This is a genomic window from Caballeronia sp. GAFFF2 (genome assembly GCF_023631485.1).
Classification (GTDB): domain Bacteria; phylum Pseudomonadota; class Gammaproteobacteria; order Burkholderiales; family Burkholderiaceae; genus Caballeronia.
Map to the genome: position 1 here is coordinate 154,761 of NZ_JALQDA010000003.1, position 26,117 is coordinate 180,877.

Annotated in this window: 25 protein-coding genes; 17 read left to right on the forward strand and 8 right to left on the reverse strand. The window is 62.2% G+C overall.

The window, feature by feature from the left end; genetic code table 11:
- Window positions 1-16 precede the first annotated feature (16 nt).
- From lipB to NCT04_RS01250, 5 genes are all read left to right on the forward strand, one after another.
- Window positions 17-835, forward strand: a complete 819-nt coding sequence (gene lipB / locus NCT04_RS01230) for a lipoyl(octanoyl) transferase LipB (protein WP_250462777.1) — start codon at window positions 17-19, stop codon at window positions 833-835.
- Window positions 832-1,836 carry a lipoyl synthase gene (gene lipA / locus NCT04_RS01235; protein WP_244826855.1) on the forward strand — a complete coding sequence of 335 codons (1,005 nt, stop codon included), beginning with the start codon at window positions 832-834 and terminating at the stop codon, window positions 1,834-1,836. Before lipB ends, lipA begins: the two co-directional genes overlap by 4 nt.
- A gap of 477 nt (window positions 1,837-2,313) precedes the next feature.
- Window positions 2,314-3,597, forward strand: coding sequence for a dicarboxylate/amino acid:cation symporter (locus NCT04_RS01240; RefSeq protein WP_250462779.1), 1,284 nt, complete (start codon window positions 2,314-2,316; stop codon window positions 3,595-3,597).
- Window positions 3,598-3,618: 21 nt separating this feature from the next.
- Window positions 3,619-5,589: a sensor histidine kinase gene (locus tag NCT04_RS01245; RefSeq protein ID WP_244826857.1), complete on the forward strand. Its 1,971-nt coding sequence runs from the start codon at window positions 3,619-3,621 to the stop codon at window positions 5,587-5,589.
- A 37-nt stretch (window positions 5,590-5,626) separates the two neighbouring features.
- Complete coding sequence (locus NCT04_RS01250; RefSeq protein ID WP_244826858.1) at window positions 5,627-6,955, forward strand: sigma-54-dependent transcriptional regulator; 1,329 nt, start codon at window positions 5,627-5,629, stop codon at window positions 6,953-6,955.
- 229 nt (window positions 6,956-7,184) lie between these two features.
- Here NCT04_RS01250 and NCT04_RS01255 read toward each other — a convergent pair whose 3' ends face one another.
- Window positions 7,185-7,721, reverse strand: coding sequence for a peroxiredoxin family protein (locus tag NCT04_RS01255; protein WP_250462782.1), 537 nt, complete (start codon window positions 7,719-7,721; stop codon window positions 7,185-7,187).
- A gap of 246 nt (window positions 7,722-7,967) precedes the next feature.
- Here NCT04_RS01255 and NCT04_RS01260 point away from each other — a divergent pair, with 246 nt between their 5' ends.
- Window positions 7,968-8,510: a hypothetical protein gene (locus NCT04_RS01260; protein WP_250462784.1), complete on the forward strand. Its 543-nt coding sequence runs from the start codon at window positions 7,968-7,970 to the stop codon at window positions 8,508-8,510.
- 362 nt (window positions 8,511-8,872) lie between these two features.
- Here the strand turns inward: NCT04_RS01260 and NCT04_RS01265 are convergent, their stop codons facing one another.
- Both NCT04_RS01265 and NCT04_RS01270 read right to left on the reverse strand, forming a co-directional pair.
- Complete coding sequence (locus NCT04_RS01265) at window positions 8,873-10,423, reverse strand: YifB family Mg chelatase-like AAA ATPase (RefSeq protein ID WP_250462787.1); 1,551 nt, start codon at window positions 10,421-10,423, stop codon at window positions 8,873-8,875.
- A gap of 95 nt (window positions 10,424-10,518) precedes the next feature.
- Window positions 10,519-10,779: an accessory factor UbiK family protein gene (locus NCT04_RS01270; protein ID WP_244826861.1), complete on the reverse strand. Its 261-nt coding sequence runs from the start codon at window positions 10,777-10,779 to the stop codon at window positions 10,519-10,521.
- A 434-nt stretch (window positions 10,780-11,213) separates the two neighbouring features.
- Between NCT04_RS01270 and NCT04_RS01275 the strand changes: the two genes are divergently transcribed.
- The 7 genes from NCT04_RS01275 to ptsP all read left to right on the forward strand — a co-directional run bounded on the left by NCT04_RS01275 (window position 11,214) and on the right by ptsP (window position 18,794).
- Entirely contained in the window at window positions 11,214-11,552 is a 339-nt protein-coding gene (locus NCT04_RS01275) for a P-II family nitrogen regulator (RefSeq protein WP_014190273.1), read from the forward strand.
- A gap of 33 nt (window positions 11,553-11,585) precedes the next feature.
- On the forward strand, window positions 11,586-13,058 hold the full coding sequence (locus NCT04_RS01280; protein WP_244826862.1) for an ammonium transporter: 1,473 nt from the start codon (window positions 11,586-11,588) through the stop codon (window positions 13,056-13,058).
- A 352-nt stretch (window positions 13,059-13,410) separates the two neighbouring features.
- Window positions 13,411-14,700 carry a glutamate--cysteine ligase gene (gshA, locus tag NCT04_RS01285; RefSeq protein WP_250462790.1) on the forward strand — a complete coding sequence of 430 codons (1,290 nt, stop codon included), beginning with the start codon at window positions 13,411-13,413 and terminating at the stop codon, window positions 14,698-14,700.
- 65 nt (window positions 14,701-14,765) lie between these two features.
- Window positions 14,766-15,722, forward strand: coding sequence for a glutathione synthase (gene gshB / locus NCT04_RS01290; protein WP_244826864.1), 957 nt, complete (start codon window positions 14,766-14,768; stop codon window positions 15,720-15,722).
- Window positions 15,723-16,028: 306 nt separating this feature from the next.
- Complete coding sequence (locus NCT04_RS01295; protein ID WP_244826865.1) at window positions 16,029-16,517, forward strand: PTS sugar transporter subunit IIA; 489 nt, start codon at window positions 16,029-16,031, stop codon at window positions 16,515-16,517.
- A gap of 35 nt (window positions 16,518-16,552) precedes the next feature.
- On the forward strand, window positions 16,553-16,822 hold the full coding sequence (locus NCT04_RS01300; RefSeq protein ID WP_244826866.1) for an HPr family phosphocarrier protein: 270 nt from the start codon (window positions 16,553-16,555) through the stop codon (window positions 16,820-16,822).
- 211 nt (window positions 16,823-17,033) lie between these two features.
- Window positions 17,034-18,794 carry a phosphoenolpyruvate--protein phosphotransferase gene (ptsP, locus tag NCT04_RS01305; RefSeq protein WP_244826867.1) on the forward strand — a complete coding sequence of 587 codons (1,761 nt, stop codon included), beginning with the start codon at window positions 17,034-17,036 and terminating at the stop codon, window positions 18,792-18,794.
- 3 nt (window positions 18,795-18,797) lie between these two features.
- Here ptsP and NCT04_RS01310 read toward each other — a convergent pair whose 3' ends face one another.
- The 3 genes from NCT04_RS01310 to gpmA all read right to left on the reverse strand — a co-directional run bounded on the left by NCT04_RS01310 (window position 18,798) and on the right by gpmA (window position 22,260).
- Window positions 18,798-19,562 (reverse strand): HesA/MoeB/ThiF family protein, encoded by a 765-nt coding sequence (locus NCT04_RS01310; protein ID WP_250462793.1) that lies wholly within the window; start codon window positions 19,560-19,562, stop codon window positions 18,798-18,800.
- A 148-nt stretch (window positions 19,563-19,710) separates the two neighbouring features.
- Complete coding sequence (locus NCT04_RS01315; protein WP_244826869.1) at window positions 19,711-21,291, reverse strand: S41 family peptidase; 1,581 nt, start codon at window positions 21,289-21,291, stop codon at window positions 19,711-19,713.
- 222 nt (window positions 21,292-21,513) lie between these two features.
- Window positions 21,514-22,260: a 2,3-diphosphoglycerate-dependent phosphoglycerate mutase gene (gpmA, locus tag NCT04_RS01320; RefSeq protein ID WP_244826870.1), complete on the reverse strand. Its 747-nt coding sequence runs from the start codon at window positions 22,258-22,260 to the stop codon at window positions 21,514-21,516.
- A gap of 183 nt (window positions 22,261-22,443) precedes the next feature.
- Between gpmA and NCT04_RS01325 the strand changes: the two genes are divergently transcribed.
- The 4 genes from NCT04_RS01325 to NCT04_RS01340 all read left to right on the forward strand — a co-directional run bounded on the left by NCT04_RS01325 (window position 22,444) and on the right by NCT04_RS01340 (window position 24,741).
- The gene (locus NCT04_RS01325; protein WP_244826871.1) at window positions 22,444-22,869 is read left to right on the forward strand and encodes a rhodanese-like domain-containing protein; all 426 of its coding nucleotides are present in this window, start codon (window positions 22,444-22,446) and stop codon (window positions 22,867-22,869) included.
- Window positions 22,866-23,126 (forward strand): glutaredoxin 3, encoded by a 261-nt coding sequence (gene grxC / locus NCT04_RS01330; RefSeq protein WP_244826872.1) that lies wholly within the window; start codon window positions 22,866-22,868, stop codon window positions 23,124-23,126. The genes NCT04_RS01325 and grxC overlap by 4 nt, the downstream gene beginning before the upstream one ends.
- Before the next feature lie 94 nt (window positions 23,127-23,220).
- Window positions 23,221-23,691, forward strand: coding sequence for a protein-export chaperone SecB (gene secB, locus NCT04_RS01335; RefSeq protein WP_244826873.1), 471 nt, complete (start codon window positions 23,221-23,223; stop codon window positions 23,689-23,691).
- Window positions 23,692-23,742: 51 nt separating this feature from the next.
- Window positions 23,743-24,741 (forward strand): NAD(P)H-dependent glycerol-3-phosphate dehydrogenase, encoded by a 999-nt coding sequence (locus tag NCT04_RS01340; RefSeq protein WP_250462796.1) that lies wholly within the window; start codon window positions 23,743-23,745, stop codon window positions 24,739-24,741.
- A gap of 44 nt (window positions 24,742-24,785) precedes the next feature.
- Here the strand turns inward: NCT04_RS01340 and trmL are convergent, their stop codons facing one another.
- Entirely contained in the window at window positions 24,786-25,256 is a 471-nt protein-coding gene (gene trmL, locus NCT04_RS01345; RefSeq protein WP_244826875.1) for a tRNA (uridine(34)/cytosine(34)/5-carboxymethylaminomethyluridine(34)-2'-O)-methyltransferase TrmL, read from the reverse strand.
- Window positions 25,257-25,276: 20 nt separating this feature from the next.
- On the reverse strand, window positions 25,277-26,050 hold the full coding sequence (locus tag NCT04_RS01350) for a phosphoribosyltransferase family protein (RefSeq protein ID WP_502800645.1): 774 nt from the start codon (window positions 26,048-26,050) through the stop codon (window positions 25,277-25,279).
- Window positions 26,051-26,117: the final 67 nt, after the last annotated feature.

Below are 26,117 nucleotides of genomic sequence, written 5' to 3' on the forward strand. Positions count from 1 at the left end.
GTAAACTATCGGAATCATGTCCGCCATTTCCACCGCTTTCGCGCCGGAACGCTCCACTCCCGCCGAACCGTCCAGCGTCTTCCGCTTCGGCGACCATCCGGTCACTTTGCGCTGGCGCGGCTTAGAGCCTTATCAGGAAAGCTTCGACGCGATGCGCGCCTTCACCGACGCACGCACGCCCGAGACGCAAGACGAAATCTGGCTCGTCGAGCATCCGCGCGTGTTCACGATCGGACTTGCCGGCAATCCGGCGCATCTGCTCCTGGCCGACAGCGGCATTCCGCTCATTAAGGTGGATCGCGGCGGACAAATCACCTATCACGGGCCCGGTCAGATAGTGGCCTATTTGCTGCTCGATCTGCGGCGTCGCAAGCTGATGGTGCGAGAACTCGTGCGCCGGATCGAAGAGGCCGTGATCGAAACCCTTGCATCGTATAATCTTGTCACGGATCGTAAGGTCGGCGCGCCTGGCATTTATGTCGCGAAGCCTTCCGTGCGGCACACGGAACTGGGCGCCAACGCCGGTTCGCACGCGCTGCACGAAGGCGCGAAGATCGCCGCGCTGGGACTCAAGATTCGCAACGGCTGCAGTTATCACGGCGTGAGTCTCAACGTGAGGATGGACCTGCAGCCCTTCCTCGCGATCAACCCGTGTGGCTACGCGGGACTCGAAACGGTCGACATGGCGACGCTCGGCGTCGAAGCCGACTGGCGCGACGTAGCCGCGACGCTCGCCGAACGGCTGGCGCATCAGATTGACGGCGTTCCTGCTGCCGCCACACAATTGCACGACGGCGCCGCCGTCCAAGCAGACTCAAACGGATCAAGCGAATGACTGACGCAACCGCAAATCTTGCTGGATCGACCGACGGCAACACCGCCGTTCCGCCCGCCGCCTACGACGCCACCGCGAAGCAGAAGGCGCAGGCGAAAACCGCGCGCATCCCGATCAAGATCATCCCGATCGAAAAGCTCAAGAAGCCCGAATGGATTCGCGTACGCACGGCCACCGGCAGTTCGCGTTTCAACGAGATCAAGCAGATTCTGCGCGAACACAATCTGCATACGGTTTGCGAAGAAGCGAGCTGCCCGAATATCGGCGAGTGCTTCGGCAAGGGCACGGCCACGTTCATGATCATGGGCGACAAATGCACGCGCCGTTGCCCGTTCTGCGACGTGGGCCACGGCCGTCCAGACCCGCTCGATGCGGAAGAGCCGTTGAATCTCGCGCGCACCATCGGCGCGCTGAAGCTGAAGTACGTGGTGATCACGAGCGTGGATCGCGACGATCTGCGTGACGGCGGGGCGGCGCACTTCGTCGAGTGCATTCGGCAGGTGCGCGAGCATTCGCCGGAAACGCGCATCGAAATCTTGACGCCGGACTTCCGTGGCCGGCTGGATCGCGCGATCGGCATTTTGACCGCCGCGCCTCCAGACGTGATGAACCACAATCTGGAAACCGTGCCGCGTCTCTACAAGGAAGCGCGTCCGGGCTCGGATTATCATCATTCGCTCAAGCTCTTGAAGGACTTCAAGGCGCTGCATCCGGAAGTCGCGACCAAGTCCGGGCTGATGGTCGGCCTTGGCGAAACCGAGGAAGAAATTCTTCAGGTGATGCGCGATTTGCGCGCGCACGACGTCGACATGCTGACGATCGGCCAGTACCTGCAACCGTCGGAGCATCATCTGCCGGTGCGGGCTTACGTGCATCCGGACACGTTCAAGATGTACGAGGAAGAAGCGTACAAGATGGGCTTCACGCACGCGGCAGTCGGCGCGATGGTCCGTTCGAGCTATCACGCGGATTTGCAGGCGCATGGCGCTGGCGTGGTTTAAAGCTGCTTACTACCTTTCCTGCATTTTCGCACGAAGAAGAAAACCCACGGAGACCGTGGGTTTTTTTGGCCGACAGCGCGCAGATGGCGTGAACTTCGCCCACACCAAGACGTCGTGACAGACGGCAACGAATAGTCCGAACTCCCGGACAAGCATTTTCCGGATTTCCGGAAAGCTGGATTGGCAATCGTCAAGGTCTTAAAAATATTCAGCCAAATCAGCAGGTTACGCAGCAAAAAGTCTGGCATTGCCCTTGCAATAGAAGAGTTACGGCCCGCGAAGCCGTCTATAAAAGTCAAGGAGACAAGCTGATGAATCCCTTCGCATCCATCCGTTCCTGAATCCGTCGACGTAGCGGCTCTCGCTCGAACGACGCGTTTCCGATGCTCGTCGCCAACACAACCGACACGCATCAAGCGTCAAAGCCCGCCGCTGGCTCTTTTTTCGCCAACTGCCTGACCTTTGCCTGGAACTATCGTGAAGAAACCTTTCTATAAAGTCCTGTACGTGCAGGTGCTCTTGGCCATCGCCATCGGTATCGCGCTCGGGCATTTCTATCCCGCTCTCGCCACCGACATGAAGCCGCTCGGCGATGGCTTCATCAAACTCATCAAGATGGTGATCGGACCGATCATCTTCTGTACCGTCGTGACCGGTATTGCCGGCATGGAGGACATGAAGAAGGTCGGACGCGTCGGCGGCAAGGCGCTGCTGTATTTCGAAGTCGTCTCGACCTTCGCGCTCGTCCTCGGCCTCATCGCCACGCACGTGCTCAAGCCCGGCGTCGGCTTCAACGTCGATCCCGCGACGCTCGACCACAAGGCCGTCGAGTCGTTCGCGACCAAGGCGCACGGCCAGAGCACGGTCGATTTCTTCCTGCATATCATCCCCGACACGCTGATCTCCGCGTTCGCGCAAGGTGAAATCCTGCAGATTCTATTGATCGCGCTCCTGTTCGGCTCGGTGCTCGCGCATCTCGGCGAACGCGGCCGCGTGGTGACGAACTTCATCGAAGGGCTGTCGAGCGTGCTGTTCGGCATGGTCGGCATCATCACGAAACTCGCGCCCATCGGTGCGTTCGGCGCGATGGCGTTCACCATCGGCAAGTACGGGATCGGCTCGCTGCTGCCCATGCTCAAGCTGATCGGCACGTTCTATCTGACGTCGATCGTCTTCGTGCTCGTGGTGCTCGGCACCATCGCGCGGATGGTGGGCTTCTCGATCCTGCGCTTCGTCGCTTACATCAAGGAAGAGATGCTGATCGTGCTCGGCACGAGTTCGTCCGAAGCCGCGTTGCCGCAACTGATGCTCAAGCTCGAAAAGCTCGGCTGCTCGCGCTCGGTCGTGGGTCTCGTCGTGCCGACGGGCTACTCGTTCAATCTCGACGGCACCAACATCTACATGACGATGGCGGTGCTGTTTATCGCGCAGGCAACCAACACGGACTTAAGCTGGGGCCAGCAGTTGACGCTGCTCGCGGTGACCATGCTCACGTCCAAGGGCGCAAGCGGCGTGACCGGCGCGGGCTTCATCACGCTGGCGGCAACCCTTGCAGTCGTGCCGACCATTCCGCTCGCGGGCATGGTGCTGATTCTCGGCATCGACCGCTTCATGAGCGAATGCCGCGCGCTGACGAATATCGTCGGCAACGGCGTGGCGACGGTGGTGGTGTCGGCGTGGGAGAACGAGCTCGATCGCAACAAGCTGCGCGACGCGCTCAAGCACGGCGCGGCCGAGCACGAACCCGAAACCGTCGCTTAAAGCCGCGGAAAGCAGGCAGCCATGCACGCGGCGAAGCATCAGCCAACCGGCGCTTCGCCGCGGCCTTATATCGAAGGCGCGTATGCCACAATGGCAGATACTCATTTGCGGGAATCTGCTCACGTGTCGCGCCGCATCCTCGTGTTCTTCGCGCTCGCCGCTCTGCTTGCGGCGTGTTGCGCGCTCACCTGGCAAATCGCGTGGCGGCGGGGTATCGACGAGCTTCGGCTCAATGCCGCGGTGCGCGTGGATCGCACTACGAACACGCTCAAAAGCACGCTCGACCGCTACGAATATCTGCCGTATCTGCTGTCGCGCCATCCGCTCGTGCAGAACGTGCTCGACACGCCCGACCGCAACAACGTCGATCGCGCGAACCAGTATCTCGAAGACCTCAACCAGCGCGCGCACGCCACCGCGACTTATCTGATCCGCAAGGACGGCTTCTGCGTCGCCGCTAGCAACTGGCGCGGACCGGACAGTTTTGTCGGCGTCGAATATCTTTTCAGACCTTATTTCGTCGATGCCGCGAAGGGCGGCGTCGGACGCTTTTTCGGGCTCGGCACCGTTTCGCTGGAACCGGGCTATTACATCTCGCAGCCGGTGTTCAAGGAAGGCACGCGCGAACTGATCGGCGTGGCGGTCGTGAAGCTCAATCTCGAATGGCTGCAAGGCGCGGATGCCACGGAGCCGCTACTCGTCACCGACGACCACGGCGTGATCTTTCTTTCCTCGGTGCCTTCGTGGAAATATCACACCGTGAGGCCGTTGCCGCAAAGCGTCGAGGCGTCCGTCTACCAGACGCGCCAGTACGCGCAACAGCCCATCACGCCCTTGCCGATGACCATCGCAAAGACGCTCGAAGGCGGCGCGCAGATCGTGCGCGTCGGCGGCGGGCGCAATGCGCCGAGCTTCCTGGCGACGCGGCGTTCTATCGGCGAACCCGACTGGCAGTTGATCACGATGGCGCCGCTCGATCCGGTCGAGAGCGCCGCCCAAAACGCGGTGGTCGTGACGGCCCTCGTATTCGTGTCGCTGTGTCTGCTGGCGTTTTACTGGCGCATGCGGCGCGCGCGCGTGCGCGAGATGATCCGCAGCCGCGAGATGCTGCAGACCGCGTATGCCGAACTGAATCAACGCGTCGCGGAACGCACGGCGGATCTGTCTGAGGCCAACGAGCAATTGACGAAAGAAGTCAACGAACGCACGCGCGCCGAACAGGACCTGCGCGCGGCGCACGACGAACTCATCCAGGCAAGCAAGCTCGCCGCGCTCGGGCAAATGGCGGCCGGCATCACGCATGAATTGAATCAGCCGCTTGCGGCTCTGCGCAGCTTTTCGGACAACACGCGCGTGTTGATCGAGCGCGGCGATCAGGCGGCGGCGCGCGAGAATCTCGAAGCGATTGCGTCGCTCACCGAGCGCATGGGCAAGATCACGAATCAGCTCAAGCTCTTCGTCGCGAAGGCGCGGCCGAAGAACGCGCGCACTGACGTCGCACGCGCGCTGCACAACACGCTCGCCATGCTGCGGCCGCGCATGAAGAACGTCGCGCTCGATATCGCACCGGAGATCGAAGGCGAATGCGCGTCGGTCTTCGTGCGTTGCGAGGACTTGCGGCTGGAGCAAGTGCTCATCAACCTGATCGGCAACGCGCTCGATGCCGTCGCGTCATGCGATGCCCCGCGCATCGTCATGGAACTCGACGCGCGTGAAACCGTGGTCGAGATCGTGGTGCGCGACAACGGCCCCGGCATTCCCGCCGACGTGCTCCCGCGCCTTTTCGAGCCGTTCTTCACGACGAAGGAAACGGGTCACGGGCTCGGTTTGGGACTCGCGATTTCGTCGGCGATCGCGCGAGATTATGGCGGTACGCTGATCGCGCGCAATCGCGTGGCGCCGATCGTCGCGGCCGGTCCCGAAGGCGGCACGCAAGCCGACGCCGACGGTTCCTACGGCGCCGAATTCGTACTGACGTTGCGCCGCGCCTGAAGGCCGGCGTGCATGAGGCAACATAAGGGGCAAGACCATGAGCACCGGTTCGCAGGTGATCTATATCGAAGACGACGAACTCGTGCGGCGCGCGAGCGTGCAGAGCCTGCAGCTCGCGGGCTTCGACGTGATCGGCCACGGCAGCGTCGAAGCGGCGGCGCGCGCCATCGACGCGAGTTATACGGGCGTGATCGTGAGCGATATCCGTTTGCCGGGCGCGAGCGGTCTCGACCTGCTCGCGCAATGCCGCGAGCGAGCGCCCGAAGTGCCGGTGATACTCGTCACCGGTCACGGCGACATTTCGATGGCCGTGCAGGCCATGCGCGACGGCGCGTACGACTTCATCGAAAAGCCGTTTGCCTCCGAGCGGCTGATCGAAGCGGTACGCCGCGCGCTGGAGCGACGCACGCTGGTGCTCGAGAACCAGGCGCTGCGGCGCGAACTGGCGGGGCAGAGCCGCATCATCGGGCGCAGTCCGGCTATCGAACAAGTGCGGCGGCTGATCGCCAACGTGGCGCCGACGGATGCGTCCGTGCTCATCAACGGCGATACCGGCGCGGGCAAGGAACTGATCGCGCGCAGTCTGCACGATCTTTCGGCGCGCCGCGACAAGCCGTTCATCGCGGTGAATTGCGGCGCGTTGCCGGAGCAGATGTTCGAATCGGAGATGTTCGGCTACGAGGCCGGCGCCTTCACCGGCGCGCAGAAACGGCGCATCGGCAGGCTGGAGGCGGCATCGGGCGGCACGCTGTTCCTCGATGAAATCGAGAGCATGCCGCTCTCGCTTCAAGTGAAACTGCTGCGAGTGCTGCAGGATGGCGTGCTAGAGCGGCTCGGCTCGAATCAGCCGGTACGCGCGAATCTGCGCGTGGTGGCCGCCGCGAAAGGCGACATGAACGAACACGTCGCGGACGGCACGTTTCGCCGCGACTTGCTGTACCGGCTCAACGTCGTAACCATTTCACTGCCGCCGCTCAACGAGCGTCGCGAGGACATCGTGCCGCTTTTCGAGCACTTTTTGCTCGATGCCGCCGTGCGCTACGAACGGCCTGCGCCGCTCATCACGGACCGTCAGCGCGCCGAACTCATGCAGCGCGAATGGCCTGGCAACGTGCGCGAGCTGCGCAATGCGGCGGATCGCATGGTGCTCGGTGTCATCGACGATACGGGAGCCGCGCTCGATACGTCCACGCAGCCGCTCAAGGAACGCACGGAGCAATTCGAGCGCGCGGTGATTGCACAGACGCTGGAGCAGTGCGGCGGGGCGGTGGCGGTGGCGGCTGATCGCCTGCAGCTAGGCAAGGCGACGCTCTACGAGAAGATCAAGCGGTATGGGATTGCCGTGAAGGGGGATGCTGAGCGGTAGGGTGCTGGCGCGTGTTGGCTGGCTGGTTCGGGCTGGTCTTTAAGCCGGGCGAAAGTCGAATGGCGGATGAACCGTTCAACGCCCGTTCCTTGAATCGCTTTTTGCGCCGCGTTTCTACCTAGACCCACCATCGAGCGCTGCTAGCCATCCTGAGCGCCTCGGTATGCCGCACGCTCAAGCCAGTCGTAAGTTGTTCGCCAACCCGACGCCGCTCAACGCGCTCGTTCCTTCAAGCCGCTCCAAGCGCCTTGTTGAGCAATGCATCTAGCTCGGCAAAAGTCGGTTCGCCGACATAGCGCTTGAGAATCTTGCCGTCCTTGTCGACCACGAACGTCGTCGGCGTCAGTTGGACGTTGCCGAACTGTTTGGCGGCGCTGCCGTCGTCCATGGCGACCTTGAACGGCAGATTGCGCGTCTGCGCATAGTTGCTGACGTACATCGGCGCGTCGTAATTCATGGCGACGGCCACGAATTCGAGCCCGCGACCCTTGAACTTGTTGTACGTGTCGATCATCTGGGGCATTTCCTTCATGCAGGTCTCGCAACTCGTCGCCCAGAAGTTGATGAGATAGACCTTGCCCTTGAGATCGTTCGATGTGGAAATCTTCTGCCCTGAAAGCAGCGTGAAGGTTGCATCGGGCACCTTCTGTTGTCCGCCGAACGCGAAATACCCCGTGCACGCGATCACGCCGGCGACGAGCGCCATTACAACGTAGCGCAACGGACTCTTGGCACGAGTCTGAGTATCTTGAGTGGCTTGGGACATGGCAACCTCGAACGGCTCGTAGTCGAGCGAAGCGCCTTGTAAGGCGCAACTGCAATGGGAAAGTGCTGGTTATTTTAGCGCCAAACGTGCGGCGCAGTCGTGACGCATCCGGTCGGCCGAACGAAATCCGGGTATCGCGGCGCGATAATGATGCTTTTCACGCAACGGTCAGCCATGAAGAGAGTTCTTACTGCGAATACGGCCAGTCTGCGCCGGTTTCTCGTGCGCAATGTTCCGAGTCGTTCCATGCGCGCACGTTCATTGAGCGCGATGGTGTGCGCATGTGTCGCATGCGGTGCGTTGATCGCGTGCACGCCGTCGTATGACTGGCGCACGATCATGAATAACGACGACGGCTACGAAGTCACGCTGCCCGCCAAGCCGCACGCCGAGGAGCGCAAGATTCAGATTGCCGGCCAGCCGATGACCATGCGCATGCAGACCGCCGAAGCCAATGACGCGGTTTTCGCAATCGGCACGGTTGTCCTGCCCAGCGCCGATCCCGCGTTGCAACGCGCCGCGCTCGACTTCCTCCAGCAAGGCCTCGCCCGTAACGTGAATGCCCAGCCGGCCGCGCGCGCGACGCAGATCGACCTCGCTGTCGGCGGTCGAGTGCTCGGCAGCGAGATGGAAGTCAAGGGACGAGGCGGGAATCAGCGCGAGAGCCGGACGATTCACGCGCGTTTCGTGGCGCATGGCATGCATGTCTACCAAGTCGCGATTGTCTCGGACAAAGCGCCGCCTTCTGAACAGTCCGACCAATTCTTTTCTTCCTTCAAATTGTTTTAGAGGGAAACCTCGGTTTTCTGCGACTGCTCACTTAAGAGTGCTGCTCGTGAGGTTTACAAAGCCGAAGTTCATTCACAGCTTTGACGTCTAATGCCCGGATTTGTCAGGACTTTTTTCGCTATCCACAGAGTCTGTGGATAACTTTGTGGAAAACAGTGTCGGTGAGTCGCTGGAAGCCCGCTTCATGTGGCCGGGCTTACTTTGCCTCCCTTCATGGCAAGTTAAATAGTTCAATAAAATCAATGGTCTGTGCAATGCGTTCAGTCATGTAGGTTGATAGTAGGAAAAAGAAGGGCGGATCGGCTTGGTGTGCATAAGTCAAGTCTTGACAGGCAATATTTCGCGCCCGATGACCTTGAGGCTCATGCCGCAGGAAACGCGCGACGGTATTGCACGGCTTCCGCGACATGCGCCGCGGTCGGAATGTTCGCCCCGGATAGATCGGCAATGGTCCGTGTGACTTTCAAAACGCGGTAATAGCCGCGCGCCGACCATCCGAAGCGCTCGCTCGCGGCGCGCAGGAGCGCGGCGCCTTCGGCATCAGGTCGGCAGAGCGTGTCGGCATCGCGGCCGTCGAGTTCGCGATTGGTCTTGCCTTGCCGCGCGAGCTGGACGGCGCGCGCCGCCTCGACGCGTGAAGCCACCGTTGCGCTGGATTCGCCATGCTTGGCGCCGCGCGCCGAGAGTTCAGCGGGCGAGAGCGCAGGCAACTCGATCTGAATATCGATGCGATCGAGCAGCGGTCCCGACAACTTGCGCAGATAGCGCGCGGCGACGTCGGGTGAGCATCGGCAGCGTCCACCTGGATCGCCACGCCATCCACACGGACACGGATTCATCGCGGCGACGAGCTGACACGCGGCAGGAAACTCCGCCTGTTGCGCCGCCCGGGACACGGTGATGCAACCCGCTTCGAGCGGCTCGCGCAGCGTTTCGAGTACCTTGCGATCGAATTCGGGCAACTCGTCGAGAAAAAGCACGCCCAGGTGCGCAAGCGTGATCTCGCCCGGCTGCGGCGGATTTCTACCGCCAACCAGCGCCACCGCGCTCGATGAATGATGTGGCGCGCGAAACGGCCGCCGCCTCCATTGCGCGGGCGTAAATCCGAGCGAGCTTGCCGACAGAATGGCGGCGGAGGCGAGCGCTTCGTCGTCGGTCATTGGCGGAAGCAGGCCTGGCAAGCGCGCGGCGAGCATGGATTTGCCCGCGCCGGGCGGCCCGACCATCAGCAGATGATGACCACCCGCCGCCGCAACCTCCAGCGCGCGACGCGCAGCCGGATGCCCGATGACATCCGCGAGATCGGGCGCGGCCGGCCACGATGACGCATTCAATTGCGCAAAAGCCCGCGCGGGACGAAGCCGCGCATCCGGAACGCCGTTCAGATGCGCGCAGAGCGTCGGCAAATCCGCCGCACCGAACACTTCGATGCCGGGCACCAGCGCGGCTTCGGCAGCACTTGCGAGCGGCACATAGATTTCCGGCGCACGCCCGCTCTCCGAGCCGTTCGATGCATGGTGCCGCGCCGCTCCGCACACCATTGCGAATGCTCCGCGCATGGGCCGCAGCGCGCCGGTCAGCGAAAGCTCCCCAGCGAACTCACGATTTTCGAGCGACGCAGCCGGAATCTGTCCGCTCGCTGCCAGAATGCCGAGCGCGATAGGCAAGTCGAAACGTCCCGACTCCTTTGGCAAATCTGCCGGAGCGAGATTGACGGTGATGCGGTTGACGGGGAATTCCAGTCCGCAATTCTGCAGCGCGGCGCGCACGCGCTCGCGGCTTTCGCGAACTTCGAGATCGGGTAAGCCGACGATGGAGAACGACGGCAATCCGTTTGCGAGATGAACTTCGACGACCACTTCCGGCGCGCGCCCAGGGGCGGGCGCGCGGCTCTTGACCACGGCAAGCGACATGATTTCACCTGAAACGGCGCGCGCTCGAAGGCGGCGCCGGCAATGAGACTAGGACTTCACGGCTCGCCGGCCGAGGTCGACAGTAGTTAAAGCAGTCAATCCTGCGACGAGGAGCCGCCCGGCTGGTGCTGCTCCAGTTGCGCGACGCGTTTTTCCAGCTCTTCCAGCCGGGCGCGGGTACGCACGAGCACCTGAGTCTGCGTGTCGAATTCTTCGCGGGTCACGAGATCGAGCTTCGAGAAGCCCTGCGAAAGCATGGCTTTCACATTTTTCTCGACGTCTTTAGCAGGCGAATTCTTGAAGAGCTCGCTCATCTTCTGCTGCAGGTCATTGAAAACGTCGTTGGGCTGCTTCATCGTTTCTCCCTTTGCACAAAAAAAGTGCATTCATTGTTAGGTCAGTGCCCCGGCCGGTTGCATGATCGATTTTGGTGCATTCGTCACGCACTGCCGGGCACATTCGAGGCGCCGCGATTTTAGCGCTTCCGCGCTCCCGCGTTTTCCGCCTTTGCCCCTTTTAACGGGACCTTGCGAGCACTCTAGCAACGAACCCACCCCGGCGCCAGCAGGTACGGCGCGCGTTAGCCATTCGGCAGATCCCTTGCGCGCGCCTTTCGTGAAATCGTGCAAAGCCCCGTGAGCACTCGATTGGCATACGAGTTGCATAAGTGGCGCGGACCTTTTCTGCACGCTTCTTTCAGCGGCCCGACAGGACGGACGTGGGCTTGCAACCGAGGCATCCCGCTTTAGAAGGCATCGAAGGATCAGAGGCACACCACAGCGAGGGATACATGAAGCTCATTACCGCAATCATCAAGCCGTTCAAGCTCGACGAAGCGCGCGAAGCGCTCTCGGCGATCGGCGTCTCGGGCATCACGGTGACCGAGGTAAAAGGCTTCGGCCGCCAGAAAGGTCACACCGAACTTTATCGGGGCGCGGAATACGTCGTCGATTTCCTGCCGAAGGTGAAGATCGAAGCGGCCGTGTCGGACGACATTGTCGATCAGGCGATCGAAGCGGTCGAACGCGCGGCGCGCACGGGAAAAATCGGCGACGGCAAGATTTTCGTCACGGCAATCGAACAGGTCATTCGTATTCGTACCGGTGAGACCGGCGCGGACGCGCTCTAAGAAAAGAAATCGGCGATAAGAGGAAACCGAAGAATGCGTAACTTTTTGATGTCATTGCTGGTGGCGGGCGCCCTGGTCGGCGCCAATGTCGGCACCGCACTCGCCCAGGACGCGTCCGCTCCGGCCGCTGCCTCGGCACCCGCGGCCGACGCCGCATCGGCGCCTGCAAGCGCACCGGCCAGCGCCAACACGGCGATGGCTTCGTCGGCGGAAGGCGCTTCCGCAGCGGCGGCAGCTTCCGACGCCGCTCCCGCCGCGCCGACCGAACCATTCTCGGTCGATTCGTCGAAGATCAGCTCGGGTGACACCGCGTGGATGCTCACCTCGACCGCACTCGTGCTGTTCATGACGGTTCCGGGCCTCGCGCTGTTCTACGCAGGCATGGTTCGCAAGAAGAACGTGCTGGCAACGGTAATGCAGAGCTTCGCAATCTGCTGTCTCGTCACGATCATCTGGACGGTCGTGGGCTACAGCATCGCGTTCACGCCGGGCAATTCGTTCCTGGGTGGCTTCTCGCGCGTGTTCCTGCACGGCATGAACTACATCAAGGGCGACAAGGCCACGACGCTGACCGTCAGCCATCTGGCATCGACGATTCCGGAATCGGTCTACTTCGTCTACCAGATGACGTTCGCGATCATCACCCCGGCGCTCATCACCGGCGCGTTCGCCGACCGGATGAAGTTTTCCGCGATGCTCGTGTTCATGACGCTGTGGTCGATCATCGTCTACTCGCCGATCGCGCACATGGTCTGGGAACCGACCGGCTGGCTGGCAGGCGCGGGCGTGCTCGACTTCGCGGGCGGCACGGTGGTTCACATCAACGCCGGTATCGCGGGCCTGATGTGCTGTCTGGTGCTCGGCAAGCGCGTCGGCTACGGCCGTGAAGTGATGGCGCCGCACAACCTCGTGCTCTCGCTGATCGGTGCATCGATGCTGTGGGTGGGCTGGTTCGGCTTCAACGCGGGTTCGGCAGTCGCGGCTGACGGCCGTGCCGGCTTCGCCATGCTCACGACGCAGATCGCCACCGCATTCGCCGCCTTCGGCTGGATGTTCGCGGAATGGATTTCGAAGGGTAAGCCTTCGGTGCTCGGCATCATCTCGGGCGCGGTTGCAGGTCTCGTTGCAGTGACGCCGGCTTCGGGGTTCGTGGGCGTGACGGGCGCTATCGTGATCGGCATCGTGGCGGGCGTGGTCTGCTTCTGGTCGGCGACGTGGCTCAAGCACAAGTTCGGTTACGACGATTCGCTCGATGCGTTCGGCGTGCACGGCGTGGGCGGGATCATCGGCGCTTTGCTGACGGGCGTGTTCGCAGTGAAGGACATCGGCGGCTTCGATGGCAATGTCATCGTGCAGGCGAAGGGCGTGCTGGTCACGCTGGTCTATAGCGGCGTCGTCAGCTTCGTGCTGCTCAAGATCATCGACATGGTCATGGGTCTGCGCGTGACGGAAGAAGAGGAACGCGAAGGTCTCGACGTCACGCTGCATGGCGAACACGTCGAATAAGGGATTTGAGCCGCGATCCGGCGTGCCGCGAGAGGGCACGCCGGTTCTCATCCGCTCGGCGCATGTCGCCGGGGCGACGGCAAACGAACGAGCGCAGCGACTTGGCCCGCCTTCATGGCGGGTTTTTTTTCGTCCGCGCGATACGTCGGGTTTCCGTCCAACGCGGCTCGCGCCGCAAATGGCCCGGATTGCCTGTGCAGATTGCCGCGATGGGCCGCAAAGCCTTGCTAAATGGCGGTCCATACCCAGTTAGGCAGGGCAATTGCTCTACAATCTTTCGTCCCTGTATCGGCTGGAACGATCGCCTTGGCGGTTGCCCAGTCCCACGCAAAACGCTGTCCACGAGAAATCAATGGTTCCGCACTTAGTTACGGCGTTAAGTGGCCCGCTGCTCGACCTCGAGCGGAAAATTCTCGAGGCTACGCCTTCCATCGAACGGTGGTTCCGTCTCGAATGGCAGGAGCACACGCCGCCGTTTTACTGTTCCGTCGACCTGCGTAACGCCGGTTTCAAGCTCGCGCCCGTCGACACTAATCTCTTTCCCGGCGGCTTCAACAATCTGCCGCACGAAGTGCTTCCGCTTGCCGTGCAGGCGGCGATGGCGTCCATCGAAAAAATTTGTCCGGACGCGAAGAATCTGCTCGTGATTCCAGAGCGGCATACGCGTAACGCGTTTTATCTGGAGAACGTTGCGCGGCTCGCGACCATCATGCGTCAAGCGGGACTCAACGTCCGCTTCGGCACGCTCGATGAAAACATCCACGGGCCCGTGACCATTCCGCTCGCCGATGGCCAAAAGGTCGTGCTCGAACCGCTCGAACGCACGCCGCGCCGTCTCGGCTTGAAGAATTTCGATCCGTGCTCGATCCTGCTCAACAACGATCTTTCCGCCGGCATTCCGCCCGTGCTCGAAAATCTGCACGAGCAATACATCCTGCCGCCGTTGCATGCGGGCTGGGCGGTGCGCCGCAAGTCGACGCACTTCGCCTGCTATGACGATGTCGCGAAAAAGTTCGCGAAGCTCGTCGAGATCGATCCGTGGATGGTGAACCCGTACTTCGCGCACGTCGAAGGCGTGGATTACGAGGCGCGCACGGGCGAGGAAGCGCTGGCCGAGGCAATCGACGGCGTTATCAAGAAGATCGCGAAGAAGTACCGCGAGTACGGCATCAGCGAGAAGCCGTATGTCGTCATCAAGGCCGATGCCGGCACGTACGGCAAAGGCGTGATGACCGTGCACGACGCAAGCGAGGTCGCCGCATTGACCAAGCGCGAGCGCACGCGCATGAACGACGCGAAGGAAGGCCTGCAGGTGCACGATGTGATCGTGCAGGAAGGCGTGCACACATTCGAGCGCGTGGAGAATGCGGTGGCGGAGCCGGTCGTGTATATGATCGACCGGTACGTGGTCGGCGGGTTTTATCGCGTGCACGACTCGCGCGAACGCGACCAGAACCTCAACGCGCCCGGCATGCATTTCGTGCCGCTCGGCTTCGAGCACACCGCGCTGCCGGATGCGCACGCGAAGCCCGGCGCCGCGCCGCCGAACCGCTTTTACATGTATGGCGTGGTGGCCAGGCTTGGGTTGCTGGCGGCATCGGTGGAACTCGAGAAGACCGACCCGGAAGCGATTCAGGTCTGAGTGCATAATGCCCTGCTCTCGTGGCCAATACTCATGGCCACGGTCACTAGCTCAAGCGAATACACATGGACATTCTCTTCATCGCCGATCCGCTCGATCGTTTCAAGATCTATAAAGACACGACCTACGCGATGATGGCCGAAGCCGCGCGGCGCGGTCACGTGCTGTACGCATGCGAGCCGCAGCATCTGGCGTGGACCGGCACGTCGGTCGACGCGAGCGTGCGACGCATTGCGATTGTCGGCGACGAAGCGAACAGCGACCGCTGGCCGTGGTTCGCGGCGGAACAGGCGGAGCATTTGCCGCTCACGCGTTTCGGCGCGGTGCTGATGCGCAAAGACCCGCCGTTCGACCTCGAATATGTCAACGCAACCTGGCTGCTCGAAATCGCGGAACGCGCCGGCGCGCGCGTTTTCAACAAACCGCAAGCCATTCGCGATCATTCGGAGAAGCTGGCTATTGCCGAATGGCCGCAGTACGTGGCGCCCACGCTCGTCACGCGCGATGCGGCTCGCCTGCGCGGCTTTCATGCGGAACATGGCGATGTCATTCTGAAACCGCTCGATGGCATGGGCGGCATGGGCGTGTTCCGCGTGAAAGCGGACGGCATGAACCTCGGGTCCATCATCGAGATGTTGAGCGAAGACGGCGCGCGTACGGTGATGGCGCAGAAGTTCATCCCCCAGATCACGGACGGCGACAAGCGCATTCTGGTGATCGGCGGTCAGCCGGTGCCGTATTCGCTGGCGCGTATTCCCCAGGGCAACGAGGTGCGCGGCAATCTGGCGGCGGGCGGTCTTGGCCGTGCGCAACCGCTGTCGGCGCGCGATCGCGAGATTGCCGAAACGCTCGGGCCAATTCTCGAAGCACGCGGGCTTTTGCTGGCCGGCCTCGATGCCATCGGCGATTACCTGACCGAAGTCAACGTGACGAGCCCGACATGCTTCCGCGAAATCATGGATCAGACAGGCTTCGACGTTGCTGGAATGTTCATCGACGCGCTCGAACGCGCGGTCGGCTAAACGGCCTTTCGAGCGCTAGCCAACGCTCGAATTGGCGCACTGCAAAAACATAATCGCCGACGCTGTTACAATTATTTCCCGGTTGCTTGCAGGTTTTAGGGTTGGAACGTGCTTTTTCCGGTCTTAAACTGTGTTTAAGAGTGCAAGCGTAAGCTGTGGTAATGGTGGAACGGTGTCTGGCGTAAGGCGGTTGATTTTCGGCCCGCGTGCGACCATATAGGCATCGATCCCGCGCCGCTCGCGCGTTTTCGAGCGATCTCTAGACGCCGGCAACCCTGGCGTCGTTACAGAGGCAGCATTCCTGACATGGCTGGCATTCTGATCATCGCGCATGCTCCGTTCGCTACCGCGCTACGCGAGTGTGTCGCGCACATTTACGGCGGCTTGCCCGCACGCATCGGCGTTGTCGACGTAACGCCCGACTGCGATCCCGTCGAAGTTCGCGCGTTCGCGCGCTCGGAACTCGACCGTCTGCGAGAAGACAATGGCGCCATCGTGCTCACCGACGTCTTCGGCGCGACGCCCGCGAACATCGCGGCGAGTCTCGCGGAAACGGACGTGCGCGTGCTCGCAGGCGTCAATTTGCCGATGCTCGTGCGCGCCGTGTGTTATCGCGCGACTCCCATCGACACGCTTACCGAAAAAATTCTGCAAGGCGGCTCGAAAGGCATCCAGGAACTGGATTCGTCCACGCCGCTGAATCCTTGCGCGCTCGCGACGAAGGCTGCCGGTTCGCAAGATCCGGCGTGCTCCGCGAGTGCCGATCTCGTCGCCGCGAAAGCCGCGAGTCACTGACGCCGCTCAATTCATCCACTAGCGCCCGGAGCATCATGCTGCAACAGGAAACAACGATCGTAAACAAGCTGGGACTCCACGCGCGGGCATCGGCGAAGCTCACGCAACTGGCCGGTAGCTATCAGTCGGAAATCTGGATGAGCCGCAACGGTCGCCGGATCAACGCCAAGAGCATCATGGGCGTGATGATGCTGGCAGCGGGTATCGGCAGCACGGTGACCATCGAAACCGAAGGCGCCGACGAAGCCGATGCGATGAAAGCGATCCTCGCGCTTATCGCCGACAAGTTCGGGGAAGGGCAGTAAGCGCTTCATCCCGTATCGGAAGTAGCCAACAAAAAGCCGCGCTTTGAGCGCGGCTTTTTTGCGTCCGCGTTCTTTGCAGGACAAACGGCCGCGCCTCGCTGCGACGGCCGTTCGGCGACCGCAGCCTCATTCGAACTTATAATGCTAGCGCGGTCCTAAGCGCCTGCCGCAGGCCCCGAGAGACCGCGCAGAAACTACAGAGGAGGTGCGCGTGTCCTTCACGCTGCATGGAATTCCCGTCTCACGAGGCATCGCCATTGGGCGAGCGTATCTGATCGCGCCTGCGGCGCTCGATGTCGCTCACTATCTCATCGATCCCGACCAGATCGACGCTGAAATCGCGCGGTTTTATGCCGCGCAAGCGGGCGTGCTCGCCGAACTCGAAACGCTTCGCAACGACCTGGCAGCGGACGCGCCTGGCGAAATGACAGCGTTCATCAACGTTCACATGATGATCCTGAACGACGCCATGCTCGTGCAGGAAGTCATCGATCTGATTCGCACGCGGCGCTACAACGTCGAATGGGCGCTCACCGAACAACTCGAAATCCTGAGCCGCTATTTCGACGAAATCGAAGACGAGTATCTGCGCGAACGGAAGGCGGATATCGAGCAAGTGGTGGAACGGCTGCTCAAGGCGCTTGCAGGCGCGCCGACCACTGCATCGATGGTGGCGCATACGGTTGCGAGCAACGGCCACAACGAGATGATCGTCGTCGCGCACGACATCGCGCCGGCCGACATGCTGCAGTTCAAGACGCAAGCATTCAAAGGTTTTGTCACCGATCTCGGCGGCCGCACGTCGCATACGGCGATCGTCGCGCGTAGTCTCGGCATTCCCGCGTCGGTCGGGGTGCAGCAGGCGAGCGTGCTGATTCGTCAGAACGATCTCATCATCGTGGACGGCGATCACGGCATTGTCATCGTCGATCCCGCGCCGATCGTGCTCGAAGAGTATTCGTACCGGCAAAGCGAAAAGGTGCTGGAGCAGCGCAAGCTGCAGCGCCTCAAGTTTTCGCCGACGCAAACCTTATGCGGCACGAAGATCGAGCTGTGCGCGAACATCGAACTGCCCGAGGATGCGAAGGTCGCGGTGGAAGCGGGCGCGATGGGCGTCGGCCTCTTTCGCACCGAATTTCTCTTCATGAACCATAAGAACCAGTTGCCGGAGGAAGAGGAGCAGTTCGAGGCCTACAAGCGCGCGATCGAACTGATGAACGGCAAGCCGGTGACCATTCGCACGATCGATGTCGGCGCGGACAAGCCACTCGATTCGATGAGCGCCGGCGACGGCTACGAAGTCGCGCCGAACCCGGCGCTCGGGCTGCGCGCCATTCGCTGGAGTCTGTCCGAGCCGCAAATGTTCATGACGCAACTGCGCGCCATCTTGCGCGCATCCGCGTTCGGTCCGACCAAGATTCTGATTCCAATGCTCGCGCACGCGCAGGAGATCGATCAGACGCTCGATCTGATCCGCGAGGCGAAGCGTCAACTCGACGACGCGGGCATCGCCTACGACCGCCAGATTCAGGTCGGCGCGATGATCGAGATTCCCGCCGCCGCCATCGCCGTGCGGCTCTTCCTGAGCCGGCTGGATTTTCTGTCGATCGGCACCAACGATCTGATCCAATACACGCTCGCCATCGACCGCGCGGATAACGCGGTCGCGCATCTGTACGATCCGCTGCATCCGGCCGTGCTGAATCTGATCGCGTTCACGCTGCGCGAAGCGAAGCGCGCCGGCGTACCGGTGTCGGTATGCGGTGAGATGGCGGGCGACCCGACGGTCACGCGCTTGTTGCTCGGGCTCGGTCTGACCGAGTTTTCGATGCATCCGAGCCAGTTGCTTGTCGTGAAGCAGGAAATCTTGCGCTCGAATCTCAAGGCATTCGATAAGCCCGTAGCGGACGTGCTCGCGGCTTACGAGCCGGATGAATTGCAAGCAGCGTTGGCGCGGCTTCAGAAGATTTAAGGCTTACGAAGCACGCGCATGCCGCTCGCCGCAGACCACGCAATTGGCCTGGCGCGCGATCTTCATCGTGTTCCACTCCATGCGCAGTGAATCCAGCATCATCAGCCGGCCGGCGAGCGTTTCGCCGAAGCCGCCGATCACGCGTAGCGCCTCCGCCGCTTGCATTGCGCCAATGATGCCCACGGTCGGCGAGAACACGCCCATCGTCGAACACGCGACTTCCTCGAACGCCTGATCCGGCGGAAACACGCACGCATAACACGGCGATTGCTCCGAGCGGAAATCGAACGTGCTGATCTGCCCGTCGAAACGCAAGGCCGCGCCCGACACGAGCGGGACGCCATGCGCGACACACGCGGCGTTGATTGCGTGACGCGTGGCGAAGTTGTCGCTGCAATCCAGCACGATCGACGCGCCCGGCACGTTGGCATCGAGCCAGGCCGCGTCGGCACACGCGTTGACCGCTTCGATCTCGACATCCGGATTCAGCGCGTTGAGCGTCGCGCGCGCGGATTCCACTTTGGCCTCTCCGACCGAACGCGTTGCGTGCACGATCTGCCGTTGCAGATTCGTGAGGTCGACGGTATCGGCGTCGACGAGGGTCAGCTTGCCGATTCCCGCTGCCGTGAGATACATCGCGGCAGGCGCGCCTAGGCCGCCCGCGCCGACGATGATCGCGTGAGCATCGAGAAAGCGCTGCTGCGCTTCGATGCCGATTTCATCGACGAGAATATGGCGGGAATAGCGGAGAAGTTGGTCGTCGTTCATCGAGCGGGCGCGTGGCAACGCGCTGTCTGTGCTGCGAAGGGAACGCCATGGAAGCGGCGCGCTTGAGGCGGATATTTTAAGCGCGCGCGGGAGGAAAGGCTTCGCGGCGCGTGACCGCGAAGCCGTACTGCTGATGTTGCACTGCCTCTTACTTCGACTGAGCCGTGGGCGACGAAGCCGGTTCCGCACCCGATGCCGGCGCCGAACCCGGCGTGGCCGGCAGCGCGGGCGCCGCAACCACCGGCGCCGAAGCCGAACGTCCCGGCTTGTTCTGCGCGAGCTTGCGTTCGCTGTACGACTTCGATTCGACGACCGTCTTGCCTTCCAGCTTGTTCAACGCCTGCGCAAGCATGAAGTCGTCCGAACTGCCGAACTCCACCGGCTTGCGTTCGCGATCCTTGCGGCGCTGCTCCGGCGTTTTCTTGTCGTTCTGCTCTTCGAGAATGCGCAGTTGTTCCAGGCGGTCCTGCTCGCGCTGTTCGGATTCCTTCTTCTCGTTCGGGTCTTGCGTGTTGGCGAGGTGATTCGAATAATCGACTTCGCGCGTGACGAGCGCGTCGTCGGGGTCGCCATCCGCGTATTGATCCACCGGCACATCGGGGCGCACGCCCTGGTTCTGGATCGACTTGCCGCTCGGCGTGTAGTAGTACGCCGTTGTCAGACGCAGCGCGGTGTCCGCGGTCATCGGGCGAACCGTCTGCACCGAGCCCTTGCCGAAGGTCGTCTTACCGACGATCAGCGCGCGGTGATGATCCTGCAACGCGCCCGCCACGATTTCCGATGCCGACGCCGAGTAGGCGTTGGTCAGCACGACCATCGGCACCTTCTTGAAGATGTCCGGCACGCTCTTCAGCGGATCGGAATCGAAGGAGGGCAAACGATAGTTGTCGTAGGTGTCGCGGAAAGTCTGCTTCGCGTCCGCGATCTGGCCGTTGGTCGACACGACCACCGAGTTGTCCGGCAGGAACGCGCCCGCCACGCCGACCGCGCTCTGCAACAGACCGCCGCCGTTATTGCGCAGGTCGAGCACGAGGCCCTTCAGGTTCGGTTGTTGACGCGCGAGATCCTGCAGCTTGGCCGCGAGGTCCGGCACCGTGCGCTCCTGGAAGCTCGTGATGCGGATATAGCCATAGCCCGGCTCAGGCACCTTCATCTTGACCGACTGCACGCGGATGAGCGCACGCGTGACGGTGAGCGGGAACGTGCGGTCGTCGCTCTTGCGGAAGATGGTGAGCGTGACCTTGGTGCCCGGTTCGCCGCGCATTTGCTTGACGGCCTTGTCGAGCGTCATGCCGCGCACCGGCTTGTCGTTGATGCGCGTGATGAGGTCGCCCGGACGAATGCCGGCACGGAACGCAGGCGTGTCTTCGATAGGCGAGATGACCTTGATGAGACCGTCTTCCGAGGAAATCTCGATGCCGAGGCCCGCGAAACGGCCCTTGGTCTGTTCCTGAAGCTCTTCGTAATCGGTCTTGTCGAGATACGACGAGTGCGGATCGAGGCTCGACACCATGCCCTTGATGGCGGCGGTGAGGAGCTTCTTGTCATCGACGGGTTCGACGTATTCGTGCTTGATCTGCCCGAAGACTTCGGCGAAGAGCCGCAATTGATCGAGCGGCAGCGGCGATGAGGCCGCTTGCTGGGCGGACGCGGAAATCTGCAGAGTTGCAAGTGCGCCGGCAGCAACGCCCGCGGCTATGAGACCGAAGTTTTTCAGGTTCTTTCGCATAGAGGAGTGCGTTTGGAAAACGAATGGGCTGCATCGTGGGTGACGGGCCAGTATACCCGCTCACCTTCAATGACGACTTAAACGCAACTTAAATGCCCGGGCACGCAGCGCTTGAAACAGCGGGCCCTGCGACGAATGTGTCGGGCGCGACGGAAGACTGTCAGCGAGCGGACATCGGCGCGCGGACCGCCGTGGTCCGCGCATGCAAAGCGCTTGTCGTGCTTATCCCGCCTTGCCCTGCTTGGCGACAGCCGCCTGCGCCGCCGCGATGGCGTCCGGATCGCCCAGGTAGTAATGCTGGATGGGCTTCAGGTTCTCGTCCAGTTCATATACGAGCGGGACGCCGTTCGGGATGTTCAGTCCGACGATGTCGTCGTCCGAAATATTGTCCAGATACTTCACGAGCGCACGGATGGAATTGCCATGCGCCGAGATCACGACCTGCTTGCCCGACTTGATGGCCGGCGCAATGGACTCGTTCCACATGGGCAGCACGCGCGCGACCGTGTCTTTCAGGCACTCGGTAAGCGGCAGTTGTTCACGCGGCACGCGGGCATAGCGCGGGTCGTTGAAGGAAGCGCGTTCGTCGTCCGGATTCAGCGCGGGCGGCGGCGTGTCGTAGCTGCGGCGCCAGACGAGCACCTGGTCGTCGCCGTACTTCTTCGCGGTCTCGGCCTTGTTCAGCCCGGCAAGCGCGCCATAGTGACGCTCGTTCAGACGCCACGAATGAACGACCGGAATGTACATCTGGTCCATTTCGTCCTGCACGTGCCAGAGCGTGCGGATGGCGCGCTTGAGCACGGAGGTATAAGCGATGTCGAAGGTATAGCCCGCTTCCTTCAGCAGCACGCCTGCCTGGCGTGCCTCGCGATTGCCCTGCTCGGTCAGGTCGACATCCACCCAGCCGGTGAAGCGGTTTTCCTTGTTCCACGTCGATTCGCCGTGGCGGATGAGCACTAGCTTGTACATGTTTGTAGGTCGGTCAGTTAGGAAGCGGTGCGCCGATCGCACCCCCGATATCCTGCCCACGCGCGCGGGGTGCCGCCATCGGCCGGATGGACAAGGCCATCGCGGTAGACGGTTATTTTATAATGTTCGGATTGCCCTCATTTCCCTTTCTTCCTTCATTACTACCTTTCGGCGGCCCTCGACGTGAAGTTTTTCACTGATTACACGAATCTCGCACTCATCGCGATTGCGCTCATCTCCGGCGCGCTGCTGCTTTGGCCTGTCCTCATGCGGCGCGGCCGTGGCGGCATTTCGGCCGCTGAAGCCGTTACGCTCATCAACCGGCGCAACGCGGTGGTTGTCGATTTGCGGCCCGCGTCCGAGTTCGCGCAGGGCCACTTGCCGTCGGCCCGCAATATCGAGCAGACGGAGCTCCAAGCAAAAATTGGCCAGATCGCCAAAAATAAAGGCAATCCGGTCGTGCTCGTGTGCCAGACCGGTCAACAATCGCAGCGTGCCAGCCGCGCCGTCTCGGAGGCTGGCTACGCTGAGGTCCATGTTTTGCAAGGCGGTGTGGATGCCTGGCAAAAGGCCGGAATGCCGGTCGTGAAACAAGGAGCAGTCAAGTGAACAAAGTCCTCATGTACAGCACCCAAGTGTGCCCGTATTGCCAGATGGCCGAACGTCTTTTAAAGTCCCGCGGGGTCGAAAACATCGAGAAGGTGCTGATCGACCGTGAGCCGGGCCGTCGCGAGGAAATGATGACGCGCACCGGCCGCCGGACCGTGCCGCAGGTTTATATCGGCGACACGCACGTCGGCGGTTATGACGATCTTTCGGCGCTGGACCGCAAGGGCGGTCTCGTGCCGCTTCTCGAGTCGGCCTGACACCACCGCGCGCCGCTCGCGCATTGCGCCGGCGGCGAAGGCGCGCACGCCGAGAGACAGGCGCGCCGAACTTCGAATCATCTAGGAAACCATTATGTCCGACGAGAATAATCAACCGTTTTTCAACATCCAGCGCATTTATCTGAAGGATATGTCGCTCGAGCAGCCGAACTCGCCCGCCATCTTCCTCGAACAGGACATGCCCGCGGTTGAGGTCGAAGTCGATGTCAAGGCCGACCGTCTGGCTGAAAGTGTCTTCGAAGTGCTGGTAACAGGCACGGTTACGGCCAAAGTCACGGACAAGGTGGCATTCCTGATCGAAGCAAAGCAGGCAGGTATCTTCGATATTCGCAATATTCCGGCTGAACAGATCGACCCGCTCGTCGGCATTGCGTGCCCGACCATCCTGTTCCCGTACCTGCGCTCGAATATCGCCGATGCGATCACCCGCGCCGGTTTCCCGCCGATCCACCTCGCCGAAATCAACTTCCAGGCCTTGTACGAGCAGCGCCTGTCGCAGCTCGCGGGCTCGCAGGAAGGCGCGGCGAACGGCGCGACGCACTGACGCTTAACGTATCAACCAGTCTGGTCTCACTCTGCCTAACCGGAGCCGAGCATGAAAGTAGCCGTCCTCGGCGCCGGCGCGTGGGGCACCGCATTAGCGGGCCACCTCGCGGCACGGCACGACACGTTGCTCTGGGCGCGCGATGGCGCGCTCATCGAATCGCTTACCCAAACGCATGAAAACGCGCGTTATCTCGCGGGCGTAGGCCTGCCAGAAGCGCTGGCGTATTCCGCCGATTTCAACGCGGCCCTCGCGCACGCCGCCGCTGACGACGCGTTGTGCGTCGTCGCGACGCCCGTCGCGGGCCTGCGCGCCATGTGCCGCTCGATGCGCCAGGCGGGCATCGTTCCCGCGCATATTCTCTGGCTATGCAAGGGCTTCGAAGCGGATACGCAGTGCCTTCCGAACGAGGTCGTCGCGGCCGAATTGCCTGACCATGTCAGTAACGGCACGCTGTCGGGTCCGAGTTTCGCGCGCGAAGTCGGGCGTGGTTTGCCAGTTGCGCTGACGGTCGCGAGCGCATCGGCGACCTTGGGCACGCGCACGGTGACCGCGTTTCATCATGGCGCCATGCGCATCTATACCGGCGACGATATCGTCGGCGTCGAAGTGGGCGGCGCGGTGAAGAACGTGCTCGCCATCGCGACCGGCATCTCCGATGGCCTCGGCCTCGGCCTCAACGCGCGCGCGGCGCTCATCACGCGCGGTCTCGCGGAAATGTCGCGGCTCGGCGTCGCATTGGGCGGGCGCGCGGAGACTTTCACCGGTCTCACGGGCCTCGGCGACCTGATTCTTACCGCAACCGGCGACCTTTCGCGCAACCGCACGGTCGGCGTGCAACTGGCGAGCGGCCGCACGCTCGACGAGATTCTCGCGGCGCTCGGGCATGTAGCTGAGGGCGTGCGCTGCGCGCGCGCGGTTCTTTCGCTTGCGCAGTCGCGTGGCATCGACATGCCGATCACACAGGCGGTATGCCGCGTACTTTTCGATAACGTCACGCCGCGCCACGCGGTGCAGGCGCTGCTCAGCCGTGACGCGAAGGCCGAATAGCTTTTAGTCTGCGTCGCGACGCGGACCGAAGCGGTTCACGACGCTCACTCGCCGCCGTCGAATCCTGCCTGACGCCACGCCTCGAACGTGACGATTGCCACTGTGTTCGACAAATTCAGGCTGCGGTTGCCCGGACGCATGGGCAGGCGCACGCGTTGTTGCGTCGGAAAACCATCCAGCAAGTCGGCCGCAAGACCGCGTGTTTCCGCGCCGAACACAAACCAGTCGCCGGGCTGGAACGCGTGATCGAAAAAGGGCGTCGAGCCGCGCGTGGTAAAGGCAAACATGCGCGCTGGGTCGGGCGTTTCCTTCGCGAGGAAGGCGCTCCAGTTGGCGTGCACGTTCATCTCCGCGTACTCGTGATAATCGAGACCAGCGCGGCGCATTTTGGCGTCGTCGAGCGGAAAGCCGAGCGGCTCGATCAGATGCAAACGCGCGCCCGTGTTGGCGCACAGGCGGATCACATTGCCGGTGTTCGGCGGAATTTCGGGCTCGACGAGTACGACGTTGAACATGGATTGCAGTGGTGGATTGGTTAATCTTTGGGGGTGCGCAGCGCCACGAAATTGCTGACGCGCCGCGCGCCCGCCAGCTTCAACGTGCGCGCGAGGGCATCGAGCGTGGCGCCGGAGGTCATCACGTCATCGACCACGCCGACATGCTTGCCGCGCACGTCGCCCTTTACCTCGAACGCGGATGCAACGTTGCGGCGGCGCGTATCGAGATCGAGCTTGGATTGCTGCGCAGTCTCGATTCTTCGCACGACGAGCGCGGCGTCACCGTGAACGCGCATGCGACGCGCGAGCGGATGCGCAATCGCCCACGCCTGGTTGTAGCCGCGCGCGGCAAGGCGCTGGCGCGATAGTGGCGGCACGATCACGTCGGGTAAAGGCAGATCGCTGTCATCGAACAACGCAGCGAGATGCCGCGCGAATGTCGCGCCTGTCGCCAGCCGCGCGCGAAACTTCAGCTCGACGGCCAGTGTGTCGAGTGGCGCGCGATAGTCGGCAAGCGCGATCGTGTCATTGAACGCAGGCGGATTGTCAAGGCACGCCGCACAGTGCATCCGCGTATCTTCGCGTTCTCGGTCCAGCGCAAACGCCGCCAGCGGAAGCGCGCAGGTCGCGCATCTCAGGCGCGACTCGTTCCAGTACTGGCCGTCACAATCGCTGCACACTACGTCTTGCGACAAATTGCCGCATAACGCGCATTGGCTGGGCAGCGCGGCATCGAGCAGCCGTTTCCCAAGTCCGCGCGCGGTCATCGCGACGCGTGCGGATGACGGGAAGAAATTGCTGAAGACATTCATGGCGGCGCGGACGAATGGTAGGCAACAGGCAACGAACTCGGACGAGCGCATGCACGTGCGGAGAAAC

Bases quoted from the DNA above. Each gene is read 5' to 3' on its own strand.
- lipB (WP_250462777.1), top strand. From the start codon at position 17: ATGTCCGCCATTTCCACCGCTTTCGCGCCGGAACGCTCCACTCCCGCC.
- lipA (WP_244826855.1), top strand. From the start codon at position 832: ATGACTGACGCAACCGCAAATCTTGCTGGATCGACCGACGGCAACACC.
- NCT04_RS01245 (WP_244826857.1), top strand. From the start codon at position 3,619: ATGCACGCGGCGAAGCATCAGCCAACCGGCGCTTCGCCGCGGCCTTAT.
- NCT04_RS01250 (WP_244826858.1), top strand. From the start codon at position 5,627: ATGAGCACCGGTTCGCAGGTGATCTATATCGAAGACGACGAACTCGTG.
- NCT04_RS01255 (WP_250462782.1), bottom strand. From the start codon at position 7,721: ATGTCCCAAGCCACTCAAGATACTCAGACTCGTGCCAAGAGTCCGTTG.
- NCT04_RS01260 (WP_250462784.1), top strand. From the start codon at position 7,968: ATGCGCGCACGTTCATTGAGCGCGATGGTGTGCGCATGTGTCGCATGC.
- NCT04_RS01265 (WP_250462787.1), bottom strand. From the start codon at position 10,423: ATGTCGCTTGCCGTGGTCAAGAGCCGCGCGCCCGCCCCTGGGCGCGCG.
- NCT04_RS01270 (WP_244826861.1), bottom strand. From the start codon at position 10,779: ATGAAGCAGCCCAACGACGTTTTCAATGACCTGCAGCAGAAGATGAGC.
- NCT04_RS01275 (WP_014190273.1), top strand. From the start codon at position 11,214: ATGAAGCTCATTACCGCAATCATCAAGCCGTTCAAGCTCGACGAAGCG.
- NCT04_RS01280 (WP_244826862.1), top strand. From the start codon at position 11,586: ATGCGTAACTTTTTGATGTCATTGCTGGTGGCGGGCGCCCTGGTCGGC.
- gshA (WP_250462790.1), top strand. From the start codon at position 13,411: ATGGTTCCGCACTTAGTTACGGCGTTAAGTGGCCCGCTGCTCGACCTC.
- gshB (WP_244826864.1), top strand. From the start codon at position 14,766: ATGGACATTCTCTTCATCGCCGATCCGCTCGATCGTTTCAAGATCTAT.
- NCT04_RS01295 (WP_244826865.1), top strand. From the start codon at position 16,029: ATGGCTGGCATTCTGATCATCGCGCATGCTCCGTTCGCTACCGCGCTA.
- NCT04_RS01300 (WP_244826866.1), top strand. From the start codon at position 16,553: ATGCTGCAACAGGAAACAACGATCGTAAACAAGCTGGGACTCCACGCG.
- NCT04_RS01310 (WP_250462793.1), bottom strand. From the start codon at position 19,562: ATGAACGACGACCAACTTCTCCGCTATTCCCGCCATATTCTCGTCGAT.
- NCT04_RS01315 (WP_244826869.1), bottom strand. From the start codon at position 21,291: ATGCGAAAGAACCTGAAAAACTTCGGTCTCATAGCCGCGGGCGTTGCT.
- gpmA (WP_244826870.1), bottom strand. From the start codon at position 22,260: ATGTACAAGCTAGTGCTCATCCGCCACGGCGAATCGACGTGGAACAAG.
- secB (WP_244826873.1), top strand. From the start codon at position 23,221: ATGTCCGACGAGAATAATCAACCGTTTTTCAACATCCAGCGCATTTAT.
- NCT04_RS01340 (WP_250462796.1), top strand. From the start codon at position 23,743: ATGAAAGTAGCCGTCCTCGGCGCCGGCGCGTGGGGCACCGCATTAGCG.
- trmL (WP_244826875.1), bottom strand. From the start codon at position 25,256: ATGTTCAACGTCGTACTCGTCGAGCCCGAAATTCCGCCGAACACCGGC.
- NCT04_RS01350 (WP_502800645.1), bottom strand. From the start codon at position 26,050: ATGAATGTCTTCAGCAATTTCTTCCCGTCATCCGCACGCGTCGCGATG.